Genomic DNA, 15,485 nt, shown 5'->3' with positions numbered 1-15,485 from the left:
GTCGCAGGTCAAGCGCTTTCCAGACGGCTCAGGCGCAGCATGTGCACGCGGCGGCTGTCGGCGTTCAATACGCGAACGCGGAAACCGTCGATCTCGGTCACCTCGTTGCGCTTGGGCAGATGGCCAAAGGTGCTCATCACCAGGCCGGCAACGGTATCGAACTCGTCGTCGGGGAAGGCGCTGCCGAAGTACTCGTTGAAGCTGTCGATCGGCGTCAGCGCCTTGACCAGAAAGTCGCCGCTGGGCAACGGTCGGATATAACTGTCTTCCTCGACGTCGTGCTCGTCCTCGATATCGCCGACGATCTGCTCGAGCACGTCTTCGATGGTCACCAGGCCGGCCACGCCGCCGTATTCGTCGATGACGATGGCCATGTGGTTGTGGTTGGCGCGGAACTCGCGCAACAGCACATTGAGGCGCTTGGATTCGGGCACGAAGGTGGCCGGGCGCAGCAGGTCCTTGATGTCGAAGTTCTGCTGGTCCTCCTTGAGGATCAGCGGCAGCAGATCCTTGGCCAGCAGCACGCCGATCACCTCGTCGAGGCTCTCGCCGACGACCGGATAGCGCGAATGCGCGGCGGCGATGATGGCGGGGAGGAATTCGCGTGGAGACTGGTCGGCCTTGATGCTGATCACCTGCGACCGCGGCACCATGATGTCGCGTACCTGCAGGTCGGCGACCTGGATGGCGCCTTCGACGATGGCCAGCGCCTCGTTGTCGAGCAGCTTGTTCTGGTGGGCCTCGCGCAGGATCTCCAGCAGCTCCTGGCGATTCTTGGGTTCATGGGCAAAAGCCTGGGTGATTCTTTCCAGCCAGGTCTTCTGCCCGCTGATCGATCGATCTTCGCTCATGTCGTTGACTCAAGAGTCCTTGCAAATGCCCGGTTCGGGCGAATCTTCAGCATAGGGGTCGGGGTGCCCCAGTTCAGCCAGCAGCTGGCGCTCAAGCGCTTCCATCTCCTCGGCTTCGGCATCTTCGATGTGATCGTAGCCGAGCAGATGCAGGCAACCGTGGATGACCAGATGCGCCCAGTGCGCGTCGAGGGCCTTGCCCTGTTCTGCTGCCTCGCGCTCGACCACCGGCACGCAGATGACCAGGTCGCCGAGCAGCGGAATGTCGAGAAACTCGTCCGGCACATCGGCCGGGAACGACAGCACGTTGGTGGCGTAGTCCTTCTGTCGCCAGGTGCGGTTGAGCTCGCGGCCTTCCTCCTCGTCGACCAGGCGAATGGTCAGCTCGGAGTCGCCACTGCGCTGACGCAGCGCCAGTTCGCACCAGCGTTGCAGGTCCGTCGCAGCGGGCGCGGCGCCAGTGCTGGCGCACTGCAGGTCGAGTTCAATCACCGGCGGCATCCTGCGCGGCGCGCTTGCTGGCCGGCGACTGACGATCCTCGAACGACTCGTACGCCTCGACGATGCGCTGCACCAGCGGGTGGCGCACCACGTCCTTGGGCTTGAAGTGGGTGAAGCTGATGCCGTTGACGTCCTTGAGCACCTCGATGACGTGCGCCAGGCCGCTCTTGGTGCCACGCGGCAGGTCGACCTGGGTGATGTCGCCGGTGATCACGGCGGTGGAGCCGAAGCCGATCCGGGTCAGGAACATTTTCATCTGCTCCTGGGTGGTGTTCTGGCTCTCATCGAGGATGATGAAGCTGTTGTTCAGCGTACGCCCGCGCATGTAGGCCAGCGGAGCGATCTCGATCACCTGCTTCTCGATCAGCCGCGCCACGTACTCGAAGCCGAGCATTTCGTAGAGCGCGTCGTACAGCGGGCGCAGGTAGGGGTCGATCTTCTGCGCCAGATCGCCCGGCAGGAAGCCGAGCTTCTCGCCGGCTTCCACCGCCGGGCGCACCAGCAGGATGCGGCGCACCTGCTCACGTTCCAGCGCGTCCACCGCGCAGGCGACCGCCAGGTAGGTCTTGCCGGTACCGGCCGGGCCCACGCCGAAATTGATGTCGTTGTCGAGGATGGCCTTGACGTAGCGCTGCTGGTTGGCGCCACGCGGGCGGATCATGCCCTTCTTGGTGCGCAGCGCCACGCCCTGCTGGGCGTTCGGGTTGGCCAATTCCTCCATGCCGGATTCCTGCAGGTACAGGTGCACCATGTCCGGGGACAGCTCGGTGGTCTTGGTCTCGCGGTACAGGCGGCGCAGGAGGTTCTCGGCGGACTTGGCCACGTTGCTCGGGCCGACCAGTTCGAACTGGTTGCCGCGGTTGCGGATTTCCAGCTCCAGGCGTTGTTCGATCAGGCGCAGATGCTCGTCGAACTGGCCGCAGAGGTTGGCGAAGCGACGGGCTTCAAAGGGTTCGAGGGTGAAACGATGCGGTTCTATGGGTGCGTTCAAGGGCTTTTATATGTGGCCGTGATCGGCGAAGTGGTGAGGGAAAGAATAGCGCTGCGGGCGCAATGCGGAAAGCACAGTCGGGCAGCCGGTCGCGGCGCCGATGCAATCACACGGGCCCGCGACCGTCACTCTCAAGATAGCAGGCTGCCACGCAGCGAGTGTGGCAGCGCATCGTCGATGTGAACGTCGACGAACTGGCCGATCAGTCGCGGGTTGTCGCAGCGGAAGTTGACGATGCGATTGTGCTCGGTACGGCCCTGCAGCATGCCGGGGTCCTTTTTCGAGTAGTCACTGACCAGGATGCGCTGCGTGGTGCCGACCATTCGTCGGCTGTTCTCGAAGCCCTGCTGGTTGATGCGCTGCTGCAGGATCGCCAGGCGTTGTTTCTTGACCTCCTCCGGTGTGTCATCGGCGAGGTCCGCCGCCGGGGTGCCGGGACGAGCGCTGTAGACGAAGGAGTAGGAGAAGTCGAAGCCGACGTCCTCGATCAGCTTCATGGTCTGTTCGAAGTCCTTGTCCGTCTCGCCGGGGAAGCCGACGATGAAGTCCGAGCTGATCAGGATGTCCGGGACCGCGGCCTTCAGGCGGCGGATGCGCGACTTGTACTCCAGCGCGGTGTGGTTGCGCTTCATCGCTGCGAGGATGCGGTCGGAACCGGCCTGCACCGGCAGGTGCAGGTATTTCACCAGCTGCGGGATGTCCGCGTGGGCCTGGATGATGGCGTCGGAGAATTCCAGCGGATGGCTGGTGGTGTAGCGGATGCGTCCGATGCCATCGATCGCTGCCACTGCATGCAGCAGGTCGGCGAAGTCGTGGCCGTCGTGGCGATAGCCGTTGACGTTCTGCCCCAGCAGGGTGACTTCCTTGACGCCGTTCTCGGCCAGGTGAACGATCTCCGCCAGCACATCGGCCAGCGGCCGGCTGACTTCCTCGCCGCGGGTGTAGGGCACCACACAGAAGGTGCAGTACTTGCTGCAGCCTTCCATGACCGAGACATAGGCGCTGGGGCCGTCGACGCGCGGCTCGGGCAGGCGGTCGAACTTCTCGATCTCGGGGAAGGAAATATCCACCTGCGGCGTCCTGGTGGTGCGCGCGGCATCGATCATTTCCGGCAGGCGGTGCAGTGTCTGCGGGCCGAAGACCACATCGACATAGGGCGCGCGGTCGCGGATCGCCGCGCCTTCCTGGCTGGCGACGCAGCCACCGACGCCGATCACCAGCTGCGGATTGTCCTGTTTCAGTTCGCGCCAGCGGCCCAGCTGGGAAAAGACCTTTTCCTGGGCCTTTTCGCGGATCGAGCAGGTATTGAGCAGGATCACGTCGGCTTCTGCCGGATTCTCGGTGATCTCCATGGCCTGGTGTTCGCCCAGCAGGTCCACCATGCGCGAGCTGTCGTACTCGTTCATCTGGCAGCCATGGGTTTCGATGAAAAGCTTGCGGGTCATGTTACGGGCCGGCGTTGTGCAAAAAATGACCGGCGATTATATGCCCACCGCCGGGCAGGGGAAAGCGCGGACGGATGCCGCAGGGCGGCTGCCTCGCCAGGCTTCAGGGAATGAGCGGCGCGTCGGCGGCCTGCAGCTGCATGAGATAGTCGCGGAAGATCTGGCCGAGCACCTGAGTGGCGATCTCCAGTTCGTCGCGGCGCATCTGCGCGGAGACGCGGTCGGCGGTGTCCAGCGCCTCGTCCTCGCCGTTGACCGCAGCCATCTTCAGCACGATATAGGCCTGGACGTTGTTCGCCTTGACGCCTTCGCCCCGGAAGAACATCACGCCGAGGCGGTGCTGCGCCGCCGCATGGCCGCGCAGCGATGCCTGTTCGAACCAGTACAGCGCCTTGGCCAGGTCGCGCGGTGCGCGGCGGCCATCGTAGTGGAATTCGCCCAGTTCGTAGGCGGCCTGCACGTCGCCTTCACTGGCGGCCTGCTGGCAGCTGCGCAGCGCCTCGGGGAGTTCTTCGGGGAGCGTGTTGAGCGCGCAACGGGCGGTCGCCGGGATCAGCAGGGTGTTCCCGCCGGCCAGGGCCGTGAGAGGCGAGAGAAGCAGCAGACAGCCCAAAGACAGGATGCGGCCGGTGCGGATCATGAAAATCTGGCGCCTCGAGGAGCAGGGCGATAATGAAAGGCTGGAACGAGCCAGCCGTCACATTATGGATAAGCTGCAGTCTGCTTACAAAGCCTTTAACCGCCTGCCATCGGCTTTTTATGTCGCGGTTGGCTGTTGTTCGCCTGTGCTGCCCGGCAACCGCAGCAACAGCAGCGCCAGCAGCGGACTGGCGATGGCCAGCAGCAGTGGCTCTGCCCCGGCCAGCGGATTGTCGATAGCACTGCCGCTGGGTATCGGCAGCATGAGCAGCAACAGCACGCCGGCCGCGACGCCAGCACCGCTCGGCAAGCGGTCCGGCCATTGCAGCACCGCCGCATAGATCACCAGCAGCGCGCTGGCGAGCAGCAGGCCGAGCGCATAGGGCTCGCTCCAGCCCAGCTGTCGTGCCAGTTCGAAGAACACGCACAGGCCGAGCACCACCCGGCCCCAGTTCGGCCGGCTCCAGACCCAGCGTCGTGCCAGGGTCAGCGCAGCCAGCGCGAGCAGCGGCAGACCGAGCAGCAGGGTGGCGCGTTCCAGCCACTGCTGGGCCTCGGCCAATCCGCCGCCGAGGCCGGTCGCCCCGCTGGCCGCGGCGAGGATGAAGGCGAGCATCGCGCTGAACAGCGCCGGTTGATCCGTTTCGCCGTAACGGCGCCGGGCGCGACCGATCTGGATCGCGCTGGCAGCAGCGGCAAGCGTCAGCAGCAGGGACTGCAGCAGTTCCATCGGCGCGTTCACTTGAGCTTGGCGAAGGCGCGCTCGGCGGCGTCGAGGGTGATGGCCAGCTCTTTATCGCCGTGGGCGATGGAGGTGAAGCCGGCTTCGAACGCGCTCGGCGCCAGGTAAACGCCGCCCTCGAGCATCAGGTGGAAGAAGCGCTTGAAGCGGTCGGCATCGCTGGCCATGACGTCGGCGAAGGTCACGATGTCGTCAGCGCCGCTGAAATACAGACCGAACATGCCGCCCACCTGGGTGGTGACGAAGGGGATGCCGGCGGCATCGGCGCGATCCTGCAGGCCCTGCAGCATGCGGCTGGTGTAGGCACCCAGTTCGTCATGGAAGCCTGGGCGGCTGATCAACTCCAGGGTGGTCAGGCCAGCGGCCATGGCCAGTGGATTGCCCGACAGCGTGCCAGCCTGGTAGACCGGGCCGAGCGGGGCAATGCGTTCCATGATGGCGCGCTTGCCGCCGAAGCAGCCCACCGGCATGCCGCCGCCAATGATCTTGCCGAAGGTCGAAAGGTCCGGCGTCACGCCGTAGTAGGCCTGGGCACCGCCGAGGGCGACGCGGAAACCGGTCATCACCTCGTCGAAGATCAGCACCACGCCGTGCGCGTCGCACAGGCGGCGCAGGCCCTCGAGGAAGCCCGGCGCCGGCGGCACGCAGTTCATGTTGCCGGCCACCGGCTCCACGATGATGCAGGCGACCTGCTCGCCCTTTTCCTTCAGCGTGGCTTCGACTTCGTCGAGGTCGTTGTAGGCCAGGGTCAGGGTGTGCTTGGCGAAGTCCGCCGGCACGCCCGCTGAGCTTGGTACGCCCTGGGTCAGGGCGCCGGAGCCGGCTTTCACCAGCAGGCTGTCGGAGTGGCCGTGATAGCAGCCCTCGAACTTGATGATGGCGTCGCGACCGGTGTAACCACGGGCCAGGCGGATCGCGCTCATGGTTGCCTCGGTGCCGGAGCTGACCATGCGGACCATCTCCATGGACGGCACCAGGCGGCAGACCAGCTCTGCCATCTCGGTTTCCATCGCGGTCGGTGCGCCGTAGGACAGCCCGTGCTCGAGCTGGCGACGCACGGCATCCAGTACCTGCGGGTGGCTGTGGCCGAGGATCATCGGGCCCCAGGAGCCGACGTAGTCGACGTAGCGCTTGTCGTCCTCGTCGATGACATAGGCGCCTTCGGCGTGCTTGAGGAACAGCGGGGTGCCGCCGACGCTGCGGAAGGCGCGAACCGGCGAGTTGACGCCGCCGGGGATGTGGGTCTGGGCGCTGGCAAAGAGGGTTTCGGAACGGGACATGCGGGCCTCGCAAAACAGGGGCGGGCCGGCATCAGCGACCCACCGTGGCGGAATCAGGGCGTGTTGAACAGTTGGCTGAAGGCCTGGGCGCGGCGCTCGACCTCGGCGGCGCTGTCGGCGGCGAACAGGGCGTGGATCACGGCGATCATCTGCACGCCTTCAGCGATCAGTGATGGCGCGGTGTCCAGCGTGATGCCACCGATGGCGACGATGGGCAGGCCGATACGGGCGCGGGCTTCACGCAGCAATTCGTGATTGGCTGCCGGTGCGCCGGGTTTGGTGTGGGACTGGAAGAAACGGCCGAAGGCGACGTAGCTGGCGCCATCACGTGCCGCCTGCTCGGCCAGCGGCAGTTGCGCATGACAGGTGGCACCGATGATCGCCTGGCGGCCGAGCAGGGCCCGGGCGGCTGCCAGCGAACCATCTTCCTGGCCCAGATGCAGGCCGACGCCCAGGCGCGCGGCCAGCTCGGCATCATCGTTGATGATCAGCTGAGCACCGTGGCGGGCGCAGAGCTCCTGCAGCGCATCGGCCTCGCGCAGCCGCCGCGCCTCGTCGCTGGTCTTGTCTCGATATTGCAGCAGGCGGGCGCCGCCCTTCAGTGCCGCCTCGACATAGGGCAGCAGGCGGCCATCGGCCAGCAACTTGCTGTCGGTGATGGCGTACAGGCCGCGCAGGCGGGACGATTCCTTCATGCGCTGGTCTCCAGTCAGGCCAGGTCCAGGGGCAGGCGGCGCGGCACGTACTGGCCGTGGCCGGGGGCCTCGGCATCGCGCAGCGTGCGCCAGGTGTAGTCGAGCGCCGAGCGGACCGCGCTGGTCAGCTCCTCGCCCAGTGCCAGACGACCGGCCAGGGCGCTGGCAAGCGTGCAGCCGGAGCCGTGATAGCTGCCCGGCAGGCGCGCGCAAGTGAAATCGTGACGACTGCCGTCGCGGCAATACAGGCGGTTGTGCACTTCGCTCTCGTCGCCATGGCCGCCGGTGATCAGCAGGTGGCGGATATGCGGCAGCAGGCGCTCGGCACACTCGTCGGCGCTGCCCTCCGGCAGTTCGGCAAGGATCCGAGCTTCCGGCAGATTCGGCGTGGCGATGGTGGAAACCGGGAACAGCCACTCGCGCATGGCGTAGCCGACATCCTCCTTGCCCAGCGCACCGCCACCGCCGGCGCGCAGCACCGGGTCGCAGACCAGCGGCACGCCCGGCAGCCGGGCCATGATCTCGAGCACCGTCTCGACCATCTCCACCGAGCCAAGCATGCCCAGCTTGACGGCGGCGACCGGCATATCGGCGATCACGGCGCGGGCCTGGGCCAGTACCCAGTCACGGTCGAGCACACGGAAGTCGGTGACGTTGACGGTGTCCTGCACGGTGAGCGCGGTGACGGTCGGCGCGGCGTGGCAGGCCTGCGCCAGCAGGGCTTCGATGTCAGCCTGCAGGCCGGCGCCGCCACTGGGATCGTGGCCGGACAGGCAGAGGACGACGGGACGGGAAGTGAAGTTTTTCATGGCGTGCGAGCTTATCACCAAACCGCGCTGGCGGGACGCGGCAGTTGTGCGTCTATCCGCCACCGCCGCGCGCACCGGTCATCGGCCAAGTCATCCTGGCGAATCGGCTTTTTCCGGGTGCGCACGCCGCTGTGGTAGATTGCTGGCACTTTGGTTTTCGGACCGGGCGACGGAGTTCACCGACGGTGGGTTCGCAGTAGTCGCCTGGCCTGCACGAGGCATCATGCGGTACGTCTTCCTCTTCTTCCTGGCTGTTCTGCCTGCCTTGGCCGCCGCCGTCGAGCTCGACGAACACACCCGTCATTTGCCGCTCGGGCAGATGATGGAAGTGTTCGAGGACCCGCGCGGGGAGATCGGCATAGAGGACATCGCGTCGCCCGCATTCGAAAGCCATTTCCAGCGCAATCGCACGCCGGTGTTCAATGCCGGCTATTCACGCTCCGTGCACTGGGTTCGCATCGATCTGAGCTACCGGCCGCAGATCGCCCAAGGGGCGAGGCGCTGGTTGCTGGAAGTGGCGTATCCGCCACTGGACAGCCTGCAGCTCTATCTGTCCGACGGCCAGGGTGGCTACCGCCTCGCCAGGGATACCGGCGACACCCGGCCCTGGGCCAGTCGCGAGATCCGTCAGGGCAACTACCTGTTCGAACTCGAGCTCCAGCCCGAGCAGCCGCAGCGCGTCTACCTGCGGGTGGAGAGCGAAGGCTCGATTCAGGTGCCGCTGAGCCTCTGGTCGCAGCACGCCTATCTGGAGGCGCAGCCGGGACGCATCTACGTACTGGGCATGATCTATGGCGTGCTGCTGGCGATGCTGGTCTACAACCTGTTCATCTATATCAGCATCCGCGACCAGAGCTACCTGTTCTACATTCTCTACATCGCCGCGTTTGGCCTCTATCAGGTCTCGGTGAACGGCGCCGGGGTGCAGTTTCTCTGGCCGGATCGGCCGTGGTGGGCCAACGCTGCGACCCCCCTTCTGATCGGCGCCACAGGGTTGTTCGGCTGCCTGTTCACCCGCAGCTTCCTGCGCACCGCCGAGCACAGCCGCTGGATGGACCGGCTGTTGCGGCTGATCATCGGTTTTTCGGTGGTGGTCATGGTGCTGGCGCTGACCACCGACTATGGCCTGTCGCTGCGCCTGGCCACCGCGCTGGCGCTGCTCTTCACCCTGGCGGTGTTCGCCGCCGGCATCCTGGCCTGGCTGCGCGGCATGCGTGTGGCGCGCTATTTCATCATTGCCTGGAGCGCGTTGCTGGTCGGAGGGCAGATCAACACCCTGATGGTGTTGGGCCACCTGCCGCACAACTTCCTGACGATGTACGCCAGCCAGCTGGGGGCCGCGCTGGAGGTGGTGCTGCTTTCGATGGCGCTGGCCGATCGCATCAACGCGCTGAAGGACGAGCGGGCAAAGATCCTGGAGAACGCCCGCGCCGACCTGGAACAGCTGAACCGCGAGCTGGCCGAGAGCAACCGGCTCAAGGACGAGTTTCTCTCCAACATCAGCCACGAGCTGCGCACGCCGATGATGGGCGTGATGGGCGCGCTGGAGCTGCTGCCGGCGTCGGAAACCCCGGAGGAACTCCAGCAGTACCAGCACATCGCCACCGGTTCGGCGCGGGACATGATGCGCCTGGTCAACAACATCCTCGTGCTCAGCGAGTTGCGCGCCGGCAAGCTGCGCCTGCAGGCCCAGCGCTTCAGCCTGCGCGACACGGCGGTGCGGCTGGAGCAGCAGTTCGGCCCCCAGGCGCGCGCCAAGGGGCTGGCCTTCGATCTGGAATTCGACGGCAAGCTGCCGGACCGTGTGTACGGGGACGGCGAGAAGTTCGAGCAAAGCATCTGTCATCTGCTCGACAACGCGGTCAAGTTCACCTCGCGGGGCGCCGTGACGTTGCGCTTCGGCGGCGCGATGGAACAGCGCCAGGTGCAGCTCGAGGTAGAAGTGATCGACAGCGGCATCGGTTTCAGCGACGCCGATCAGGCCTACCTCTATCACCAGTTCCGCCAGGTGGATGGCTCCATGACCCGACGCTACGGCGGGCTCGGCATCGGCCTGGCGATCAGCCGCGGGCTGATCGAAGTGTTCGGCGGGCAGCTGAGCCAGCAGTCGCGGCCCGGCCTGGGCAGTCGCTTCTGCATCCGCGTGCGCTTCCCGCTGCATGGCCCCGAACAGATGCTCGCGAGTCAACCGAACGGCAATCCGCCGTCCGCGCCGATTGCCTGAGGCGCGGACCTTTTGGCCGATACCTCGCTTCAAGCGCCCTGCCGCTGCGTGTTTCACTGCTGATCCAACCGCGCCGCCCATTGCTCGCATGCGCCGACTACGCTTGCTGACAGCCGCCGCGCATCGGTAACGAAACGAGGGCCGTCAGATGATTCCGCAGACCTGTGCCGAAACCCACGAGGTCATCAACCAGGTGCCGCCGCTCGAAGGCGCCAACCTTTACCGCCTCGACCTGCCGTTGCAACAGTGGACGCAGCGCTATCATGCCGGCTGGGCCCAGGGGCGGCTGGATGTCTATGGCGCGCTGGCCGGTGGGCCACTGATGCAGGCCGGCTTTCTCGCCAACGAGAACAGGCCGGTGTTCAAGAGCCATGATCGCTACGGTCATCGGATCGATCTGGTGGAATTCCATCCGGCCTATCACGAGCTGATGCGCACCGCCGTCGAGCATGGCATTCCCTCGCTGCCCTGGACCGATCCCCAGCCCGGCGCGCAGGTGGCGCGTGCGGCGCTGATGTACCTGCACAACCAGGCCGAAGCCGGCAGCAGCTGCCCCCTGACCATGACCTACGCCAGCGTGCCGGCGTTGCGTCTGCAGCCTGACCTTGCCGAACGCTGGCTGCCGAAGATCCTCGCCCGCGAATACGACCCGCGCAACGTGCCGATGGAGCAGAAGGCCGGCGTCACCATCGGCATGGCCATGACCGAGAAGCAGGGCGGCACCGACGTGCGTGCCAACACGACCCGTGCCTTTGCGGTCGGTGCTGGCGGGCCGGGGCAGGCCTACGAGCTGATCGGCCACAAGTGGTTCTGCTCGGCGCCCATGTGCGACGCCTTCCTCACCCTGGCGCAGACCGACAAGGGGCTGTCCTGTTTCCTGCTGCCGCGCCATCGCCCGGACGGCACGCGCAACGCCTTCTATATCCAGCGGCTGAAGAACAAGCTGGGCAACTGGGCCAACGCTTCCAGCGAAGTCGAGTACCGCGGCGCGCTGGCCTGGATGGTTGGCGAGGAGGGCCGCGGCGTGCCGACCATCATCGAGATGGTCGCCTCGACCCGTTTCGACTGCATGATCGGCTCCAGCTCGCTGATGCGTCAGGCGCTGACACAGGCCATGCATCATTGCGCGCACCGCCGGGTAGGTGGGCGCGCCCTGCTCGATCAGCCGCTGATGCAGAACGTGCTGGCCGACCTTGCCCTGGAAAGCGAGGCAGCGCTGGCGCTGACCCTGCGCATGGGCCGCGCCCAGGACCACCGCCATGACGAGCACGAAGACAAGTTCGCCCGCCTGGTCACCGCCATCGGCAAGTACTGGATCTGCAAGCGCGCCCCGACCATGATCGCCGAGGCCAGCGAATGCCTCGGCGGCGCCGGCTATGTCGAGGAAACCATCCTGCCGCGGCTTTATCGCGAGGCGCCGGTGAATTCCATCTGGGAAGGCTCCGGCAACGTGCAATGCCTGGATGTACTGCGCGCGCTGTCCAAAGAGCCCGGCGTGCTGGAGGTGCTGTTCGCCGAACTCGGCGATGGCCACGGTGACGCGCGCCTGAAGGCGCATATCCAGCGACTGAAGGCGGCCTTCGGCGACACCGAGGACATCCAGTACCGCGCCCGTCAGCTGACCGAAGAGGTGGCCGTGGCGCTGCAGGCCAAGCTGTTGCTCGAAGCGGGCGATGCCGCGGTATCGGATGCCTTCATCGCCAGCCGGCTGGATGGCCACGGGCGGGTGCACGGCACCCTGCCGAGGGGGCTGGATATCGCCGCGCTGCTGGCGCGCAGCGCACCGCATCTATGAGCCCTTGTCCGGCGGCAGCCCCTTGCCGTCGGGCCTGCTGCGTCAGGGACGAGGCTGCTGGCGCAGCAATTCCTTGAGTTCGGCGATCTCCCCGCGCAGGGCACGGACCTCGTCGTGCAGGTCGGTTTCGATATGCTCGCGCGCCGCCTCGATGCTCGCCTGGGTGGCTTCGCGGTCTGCGTCGGTGACCGTCTGCATCGCATTGACGATGATCGCGATGAACAGGTTGAGCATGGTGAAGGTGGCGATCAGGATGAACGGGATGAAGAACACCCAGGCATAGGGAAAGATTTCCATCACCGGGCGCACGATGCCCATGGACCAGCTTTCCAGGGTCATGACCTGAAACAGGGTGTACACCGAACGACCAAGGCTGCCGAACCACTCGGGGAAGTCGGCGGCGAACAGGCCCGTGGCGATCACCGCCGAGACGTAGAAGACCAGCGCCAGCACCATGGCGATCGAGCCCAGCCCGGGAATTGCCGACAACAGTGCGCCGACCACGCGGCGCATCGACGGCACCATGGTCACCATGCGCATCACCCGCAACACGCGCAAGGCACGCAGGATGCTGAACGGACCGCTGGCCGGCACCAGGGCGATGGCGACCACGCTGAAGTCGAACAGACTCCAGGGATCGCGGAAGAACGCTGCACGGTGGACATAGATGCGCGCGGCGATCTCGGCAACGAATACCGCCAGGATCAGCGAATCCAGCAGTACCAGCGCCTCGCCCCAGCGCGCCACCAGCGCGGCCGAGGTCTGCATGCCGAGAATCGCCGCGTTGATCACGATGAGCAGCAGAATGCCGCGCTGGAACGCTGGCCGTTCGATGAACTGGCCGAGGCGACTGCGGCTCGTTTCCGGATGTGCTACCTGCATGATGCCTACCTGTCTGTCGATCGATGCCCCGGCCGGCGCCTCGCAGGCGCGCGCTGAGCCGGGCGGGCGCGAGTATGGCGTTGCGCGGGCCAGACGGGAATTGCCTGCGGCGACGGACTCGTTTCCTGATTTAACAGGCAGCCTTCTGCCTTGCTGGCATCGCACACGTCAGTCGGAATACCGCACGTGGTCAGCCAGTATCTCCGTCAGCACACGGCGATCGATGTTGGCGCCGCTGAGCACGACGGCAATGCGTTCCCCCGTGTTAAGCGCGCGTTCCTGAATGGCGGCAGCCAGTGCGGCGGCGCCGGCGCCCTCCGCGGTGTTGTGGGTGTCTTCGTGGAGCGCGACGATCGCCCGGCGGATTTCGCCGTCATCGACACGCGCGATGCGTGCGGCACCTTTGGCAATGATCTCCAGTGCTTCGGCAGCAGGCATCCGGCAGGCCATGCCATCGGCGAACGTATCGGCGGTTTCGGTGCAGACGATCCGCCCCTGCTCGAAGCTCTGTGCGTATGCGTCCGCTGCGCTGGAAACGACGCCGACGATTTCGCAGTCCAGCCCCAGCAGGTCGCGGACGCGAATCAGGCCGCAGATGCCCGAGCCCATGCCGATGGGCACGTAGACGCGGCGCAGCGGCGGCGCGGCCTCGAAGAGCTCCAGGGCATAGGTAGCGACCCCGCGAATCAGGTCCGGATGCAGCGCGGGGACGAAATGCCAGCCGCTCTGTCTCGCCAGCTCGGCGGCTTGCTGGCGCGCCGTGTCGAAATCCTCACCGTGTTCGATGACTTCGGCGTCGCAGGCGCGCATCGCCGCATTCTTTTCCGCCGAGTTGCCCTGCGGTACCAGAACTTTCAGCGGCACGCCGGTCTGTCGCGCGGCCATCGCCAGGCTGATGCCGTGATTCCCGCGGGTGGCGCTGATCATGCCGGGCAGTCGTGGCTCGCGCCCGAGCAGCTCATGCACGTAGAGCAGGCCGCCGCGAACCTTGAATGCACCGGCCGGCGTGTGGTTTTCGTGCTTGACCCAGACTTCGCAGCCGAGGCGTTGCGACAGTAGCGGCCAGTTGTACTGTGGGGTCGGCGGAACATGCCGGCCGATCAGTTCGGCGGCCTGGCGCAGTGCGGTGAGATCGAACATGGCGGCTCCTCAGTGGTTTGACGGAGAGCCTAGGTCGGATCATTGTATGGGTAAATCCTTATATTGCATGGCAGGCAATGTGGCTTCCGAAGCTTAGCGATAACGATCAACCGCGCTATCTGGCGCTGGTGGATGCGATCTCCGTGGCAATCGAGCGCGGCGAACTCAAGCCGGGCGATCGCCTGCCTCCGCAGCGCCGGCTGGCCTGGGCGCTGGGGCTCAATCCGAGCACGGCCATGCAGGCCTATCGCGAGGCCGCGCGACGGCATCTGGTTGGCGGTGAGGTCGGCCGCGGCACCTTCGTGCTGGCAAGCAGCCGCGAGGCCAGCCTGTTCCTGCTCAAGCAGCCGGAGGCCGTGCCGGCGCGCCTGGACCTGTCGACCAATTTGCCGGTGCTGGACGCGGACGATCGGGATCTGCACCGCAGCCTGGCGGCGCTGGGAGCATCGTCAGAGCTTGCGCGGTTGCAGGGCTACCCCTCGGCCTCGGCGCTGCAGCGTGGGCGCGTCGCGGTCAGCCGCTGGTTGCAGCGTCGCGGGCTGGAGCTGCCGCCGGGGCAGATCCTGCTCTGTGCCGGTGCACAGCAGGGTGTGTTTGCCGCCATGCTGGGCCTGTGCGCGCCGGGCGAACCGGTGCTGGTCGAGGCGCTGACCTCGCCCGGCATCAAGGCCGCTGCGCGTCAGCTGCGCCTGCCTCTGCATGGTGTGGCGCTCGATCAGCACGGCATCGTGCCCGAGGCGTTCGATCGACAGGCTCGGGCCACCGGTGCGCGGGTCGCGGTGCTGACGCCCTGCCTGCAGAATCCCACGGGCGTCAGCATGGACCGCGAGCGGCGCGAGGCGATCGCGGAACTGGCGCGTCGGCACGATCTGCTGATCATCGAGGATGATGTCTACGGAGCCCTCGGTGACGAACCACCGCTGGCGACGTTGCTGGGTGAGCGCAGCGTGTTGGTCGGCAGCCTGTCGAAGACCGTCGCGCCCGGGCTGCGTTTCGGTTTCATTGCCACGCCAGGGTCATGGCTGGGGCGCATCGATCCGGAAGCGCAGGCCACCGGCTGGGCGCTCTCGCCGCTGTGCCTGCGCCTGGCAAGTGAGTGGATCGAGGACGGCACGGCGCTGCGTCGGCTGGCCTGGCAGCGTCGCCAGATCGAGCGGCGCTGGAAGATGGCGCGCAAGCTGCTAGGACCAAGGGTGACGGGGCCCGCTTCGCCGCACCTTTGGTTGACGGCCACGGATGGCGAGATCGGCCTGGCCGGCATTGCCCACGCCGCTTCCATCGAGTGCGCGGCGGCACAGGTGTTTGCCGTCGGCCCCGATGCGCCGGATGCGCTTCGCCTCAGCCTGAGTGCGGCGCCCGGGCTGGTGCCATTGCAGCAGGCGCTGCAGGCATTGGCCGAGGGGCTTGGCGTGAGGCGAGCAACGGATGAGGTGTCTGCGGCGCTATCGCTGTCATCGATGAGCAGGCAAGATGTTTCCAACGACTGAACAA

At 66.3% G+C, this 15,485-nt stretch carries 14 protein-coding genes; 3 read left to right on the top strand and 11 right to left on the bottom strand.

Annotated elements, in window-relative coordinates:
• Positions 1-8 precede the first annotated feature (8 nt).
• From PSTAB_RS18470 to PSTAB_RS18430, 9 genes are all read right to left on the bottom strand, one after another.
• Positions 9-851, bottom strand: coding sequence for an HlyC/CorC family transporter (locus PSTAB_RS18470; protein WP_011914772.1), 843 nt, complete (start codon positions 849-851; stop codon positions 9-11).
• Between the two features lie 9 nt (positions 852-860).
• Complete coding sequence (ybeY, locus tag PSTAB_RS18465; RefSeq protein ID WP_013984160.1) at positions 861-1,343, bottom strand: rRNA maturation RNase YbeY; 483 nt, start codon at positions 1,341-1,343, stop codon at positions 861-863.
• Entirely contained in the window at positions 1,336-2,343 is a 1,008-nt protein-coding gene (locus PSTAB_RS18460) for a PhoH family protein (protein ID WP_013984159.1), read from the bottom strand. The genes ybeY and PSTAB_RS18460 overlap by 8 nt, the downstream gene beginning before the upstream one ends.
• Before the next feature lie 131 nt (positions 2,344-2,474).
• Positions 2,475-3,788, bottom strand: coding sequence for a tRNA (N6-isopentenyl adenosine(37)-C2)-methylthiotransferase MiaB (gene miaB, locus PSTAB_RS18455; RefSeq protein ID WP_013984158.1), 1,314 nt, complete (start codon positions 3,786-3,788; stop codon positions 2,475-2,477).
• 103 nt (positions 3,789-3,891) lie between these two features.
• Positions 3,892-4,428, bottom strand: a complete 537-nt coding sequence (locus tag PSTAB_RS18450; protein ID WP_011914768.1) for a tetratricopeptide repeat protein — start codon at positions 4,426-4,428, stop codon at positions 3,892-3,894.
• Positions 4,429-4,545: 117 nt separating this feature from the next.
• Entirely contained in the window at positions 4,546-5,157 is a 612-nt protein-coding gene (locus PSTAB_RS18445; protein WP_013984157.1) for a hypothetical protein, read from the bottom strand.
• A gap of 8 nt (positions 5,158-5,165) precedes the next feature.
• Entirely contained in the window at positions 5,166-6,449 is a 1,284-nt protein-coding gene (gene hemL / locus PSTAB_RS18440) for a glutamate-1-semialdehyde 2,1-aminomutase (RefSeq protein WP_011914766.1), read from the bottom strand.
• 53 nt (positions 6,450-6,502) lie between these two features.
• Positions 6,503-7,144, bottom strand: a complete 642-nt coding sequence (thiE, locus tag PSTAB_RS18435; RefSeq protein WP_011914765.1) for a thiamine phosphate synthase — start codon at positions 7,142-7,144, stop codon at positions 6,503-6,505.
• Between the two features lie 14 nt (positions 7,145-7,158).
• The gene (locus tag PSTAB_RS18430; protein WP_013984156.1) at positions 7,159-7,953 is read right to left on the bottom strand and encodes a hydroxymethylpyrimidine/phosphomethylpyrimidine kinase; all 795 of its coding nucleotides are present in this window, start codon (positions 7,951-7,953) and stop codon (positions 7,159-7,161) included.
• A 223-nt stretch (positions 7,954-8,176) separates the two neighbouring features.
• Between PSTAB_RS18430 and PSTAB_RS18425 the strand changes: the two genes are divergently transcribed.
• Together PSTAB_RS18425 and PSTAB_RS18420 are read left to right on the top strand one after the other, a co-directional pair.
• Positions 8,177-10,177 (top strand): sensor histidine kinase, encoded by a 2,001-nt coding sequence (locus PSTAB_RS18425; RefSeq protein ID WP_013984155.1) that lies wholly within the window; start codon positions 8,177-8,179, stop codon positions 10,175-10,177.
• Positions 10,178-10,325: 148 nt separating this feature from the next.
• Positions 10,326-11,972, top strand: a complete 1,647-nt coding sequence (locus tag PSTAB_RS18420; RefSeq protein ID WP_013984154.1) for an acyl-CoA dehydrogenase family protein — start codon at positions 10,326-10,328, stop codon at positions 11,970-11,972.
• Positions 11,973-12,014: 42 nt separating this feature from the next.
• On the opposite strand, the gene PSTAB_RS18415 is transcribed toward PSTAB_RS18420, so the two are convergent.
• Positions 12,015-12,854, bottom strand: coding sequence for an ion transporter (locus tag PSTAB_RS18415; RefSeq protein WP_013984153.1), 840 nt, complete (start codon positions 12,852-12,854; stop codon positions 12,015-12,017).
• A gap of 168 nt (positions 12,855-13,022) precedes the next feature.
• Positions 13,023-13,994, bottom strand: coding sequence for a threonine dehydratase (locus PSTAB_RS18410; RefSeq protein WP_013984152.1), 972 nt, complete (start codon positions 13,992-13,994; stop codon positions 13,023-13,025).
• A 77-nt stretch (positions 13,995-14,071) separates the two neighbouring features.
• On the opposite strand from PSTAB_RS18410, the gene PSTAB_RS18405 reads away from it, so the two are divergent.
• The gene (locus PSTAB_RS18405; RefSeq protein WP_013984151.1) at positions 14,072-15,481 is read left to right on the top strand and encodes an aminotransferase-like domain-containing protein; all 1,410 of its coding nucleotides are present in this window, start codon (positions 14,072-14,074) and stop codon (positions 15,479-15,481) included.
• Positions 15,482-15,485: the final 4 nt, after the last annotated feature.

The organism is Stutzerimonas stutzeri (assembly GCF_000219605.1).
GTDB classification, from domain to species: domain Bacteria; phylum Pseudomonadota; class Gammaproteobacteria; order Pseudomonadales; family Pseudomonadaceae; genus Stutzerimonas; species Stutzerimonas stutzeri.
This window is presented reverse-complemented; position numbering and strand designations above follow the sequence as displayed.

What these genes read in the sequence shown, in the direction of transcription:
- PSTAB_RS18415 (WP_013984153.1), bottom strand. Translation starts at nt 12,854, where the DNA reads ATGCAGGTAGCACATCCGGAAACGAGCCGCAGTCGCCTCGGCCAGTTC.
- PSTAB_RS18445 (WP_013984157.1), bottom strand. Translation starts at nt 5,157, where the DNA reads ATGGAACTGCTGCAGTCCCTGCTGCTGACGCTTGCCGCTGCTGCCAGC.
- PSTAB_RS18425 (WP_013984155.1), top strand. Translation starts at nt 8,177, where the DNA reads ATGCGGTACGTCTTCCTCTTCTTCCTGGCTGTTCTGCCTGCCTTGGCC.
- PSTAB_RS18420 (WP_013984154.1), top strand. Translation starts at nt 10,326, where the DNA reads ATGATTCCGCAGACCTGTGCCGAAACCCACGAGGTCATCAACCAGGTG.
- PSTAB_RS18405 (WP_013984151.1), top strand. Translation starts at nt 14,072, where the DNA reads ATGTGGCTTCCGAAGCTTAGCGATAACGATCAACCGCGCTATCTGGCG.
- thiE (WP_011914765.1), bottom strand. Translation starts at nt 7,144, where the DNA reads ATGAAGGAATCGTCCCGCCTGCGCGGCCTGTACGCCATCACCGACAGC.
- PSTAB_RS18450 (WP_011914768.1), bottom strand. Translation starts at nt 4,428, where the DNA reads ATGATCCGCACCGGCCGCATCCTGTCTTTGGGCTGTCTGCTGCTTCTC.
- PSTAB_RS18470 (WP_011914772.1), bottom strand. Translation starts at nt 851, where the DNA reads ATGAGCGAAGATCGATCGATCAGCGGGCAGAAGACCTGGCTGGAAAGA.
- PSTAB_RS18430 (WP_013984156.1), bottom strand. Translation starts at nt 7,953, where the DNA reads ATGAAAAACTTCACTTCCCGTCCCGTCGTCCTCTGCCTGTCCGGCCAC.
- PSTAB_RS18410 (WP_013984152.1), bottom strand. Translation starts at nt 13,994, where the DNA reads ATGTTCGATCTCACCGCACTGCGCCAGGCCGCCGAACTGATCGGCCGG.
- hemL (WP_011914766.1), bottom strand. Translation starts at nt 6,449, where the DNA reads ATGTCCCGTTCCGAAACCCTCTTTGCCAGCGCCCAGACCCACATCCCC.
- miaB (WP_013984158.1), bottom strand. Translation starts at nt 3,788, where the DNA reads ATGACCCGCAAGCTTTTCATCGAAACCCATGGCTGCCAGATGAACGAG.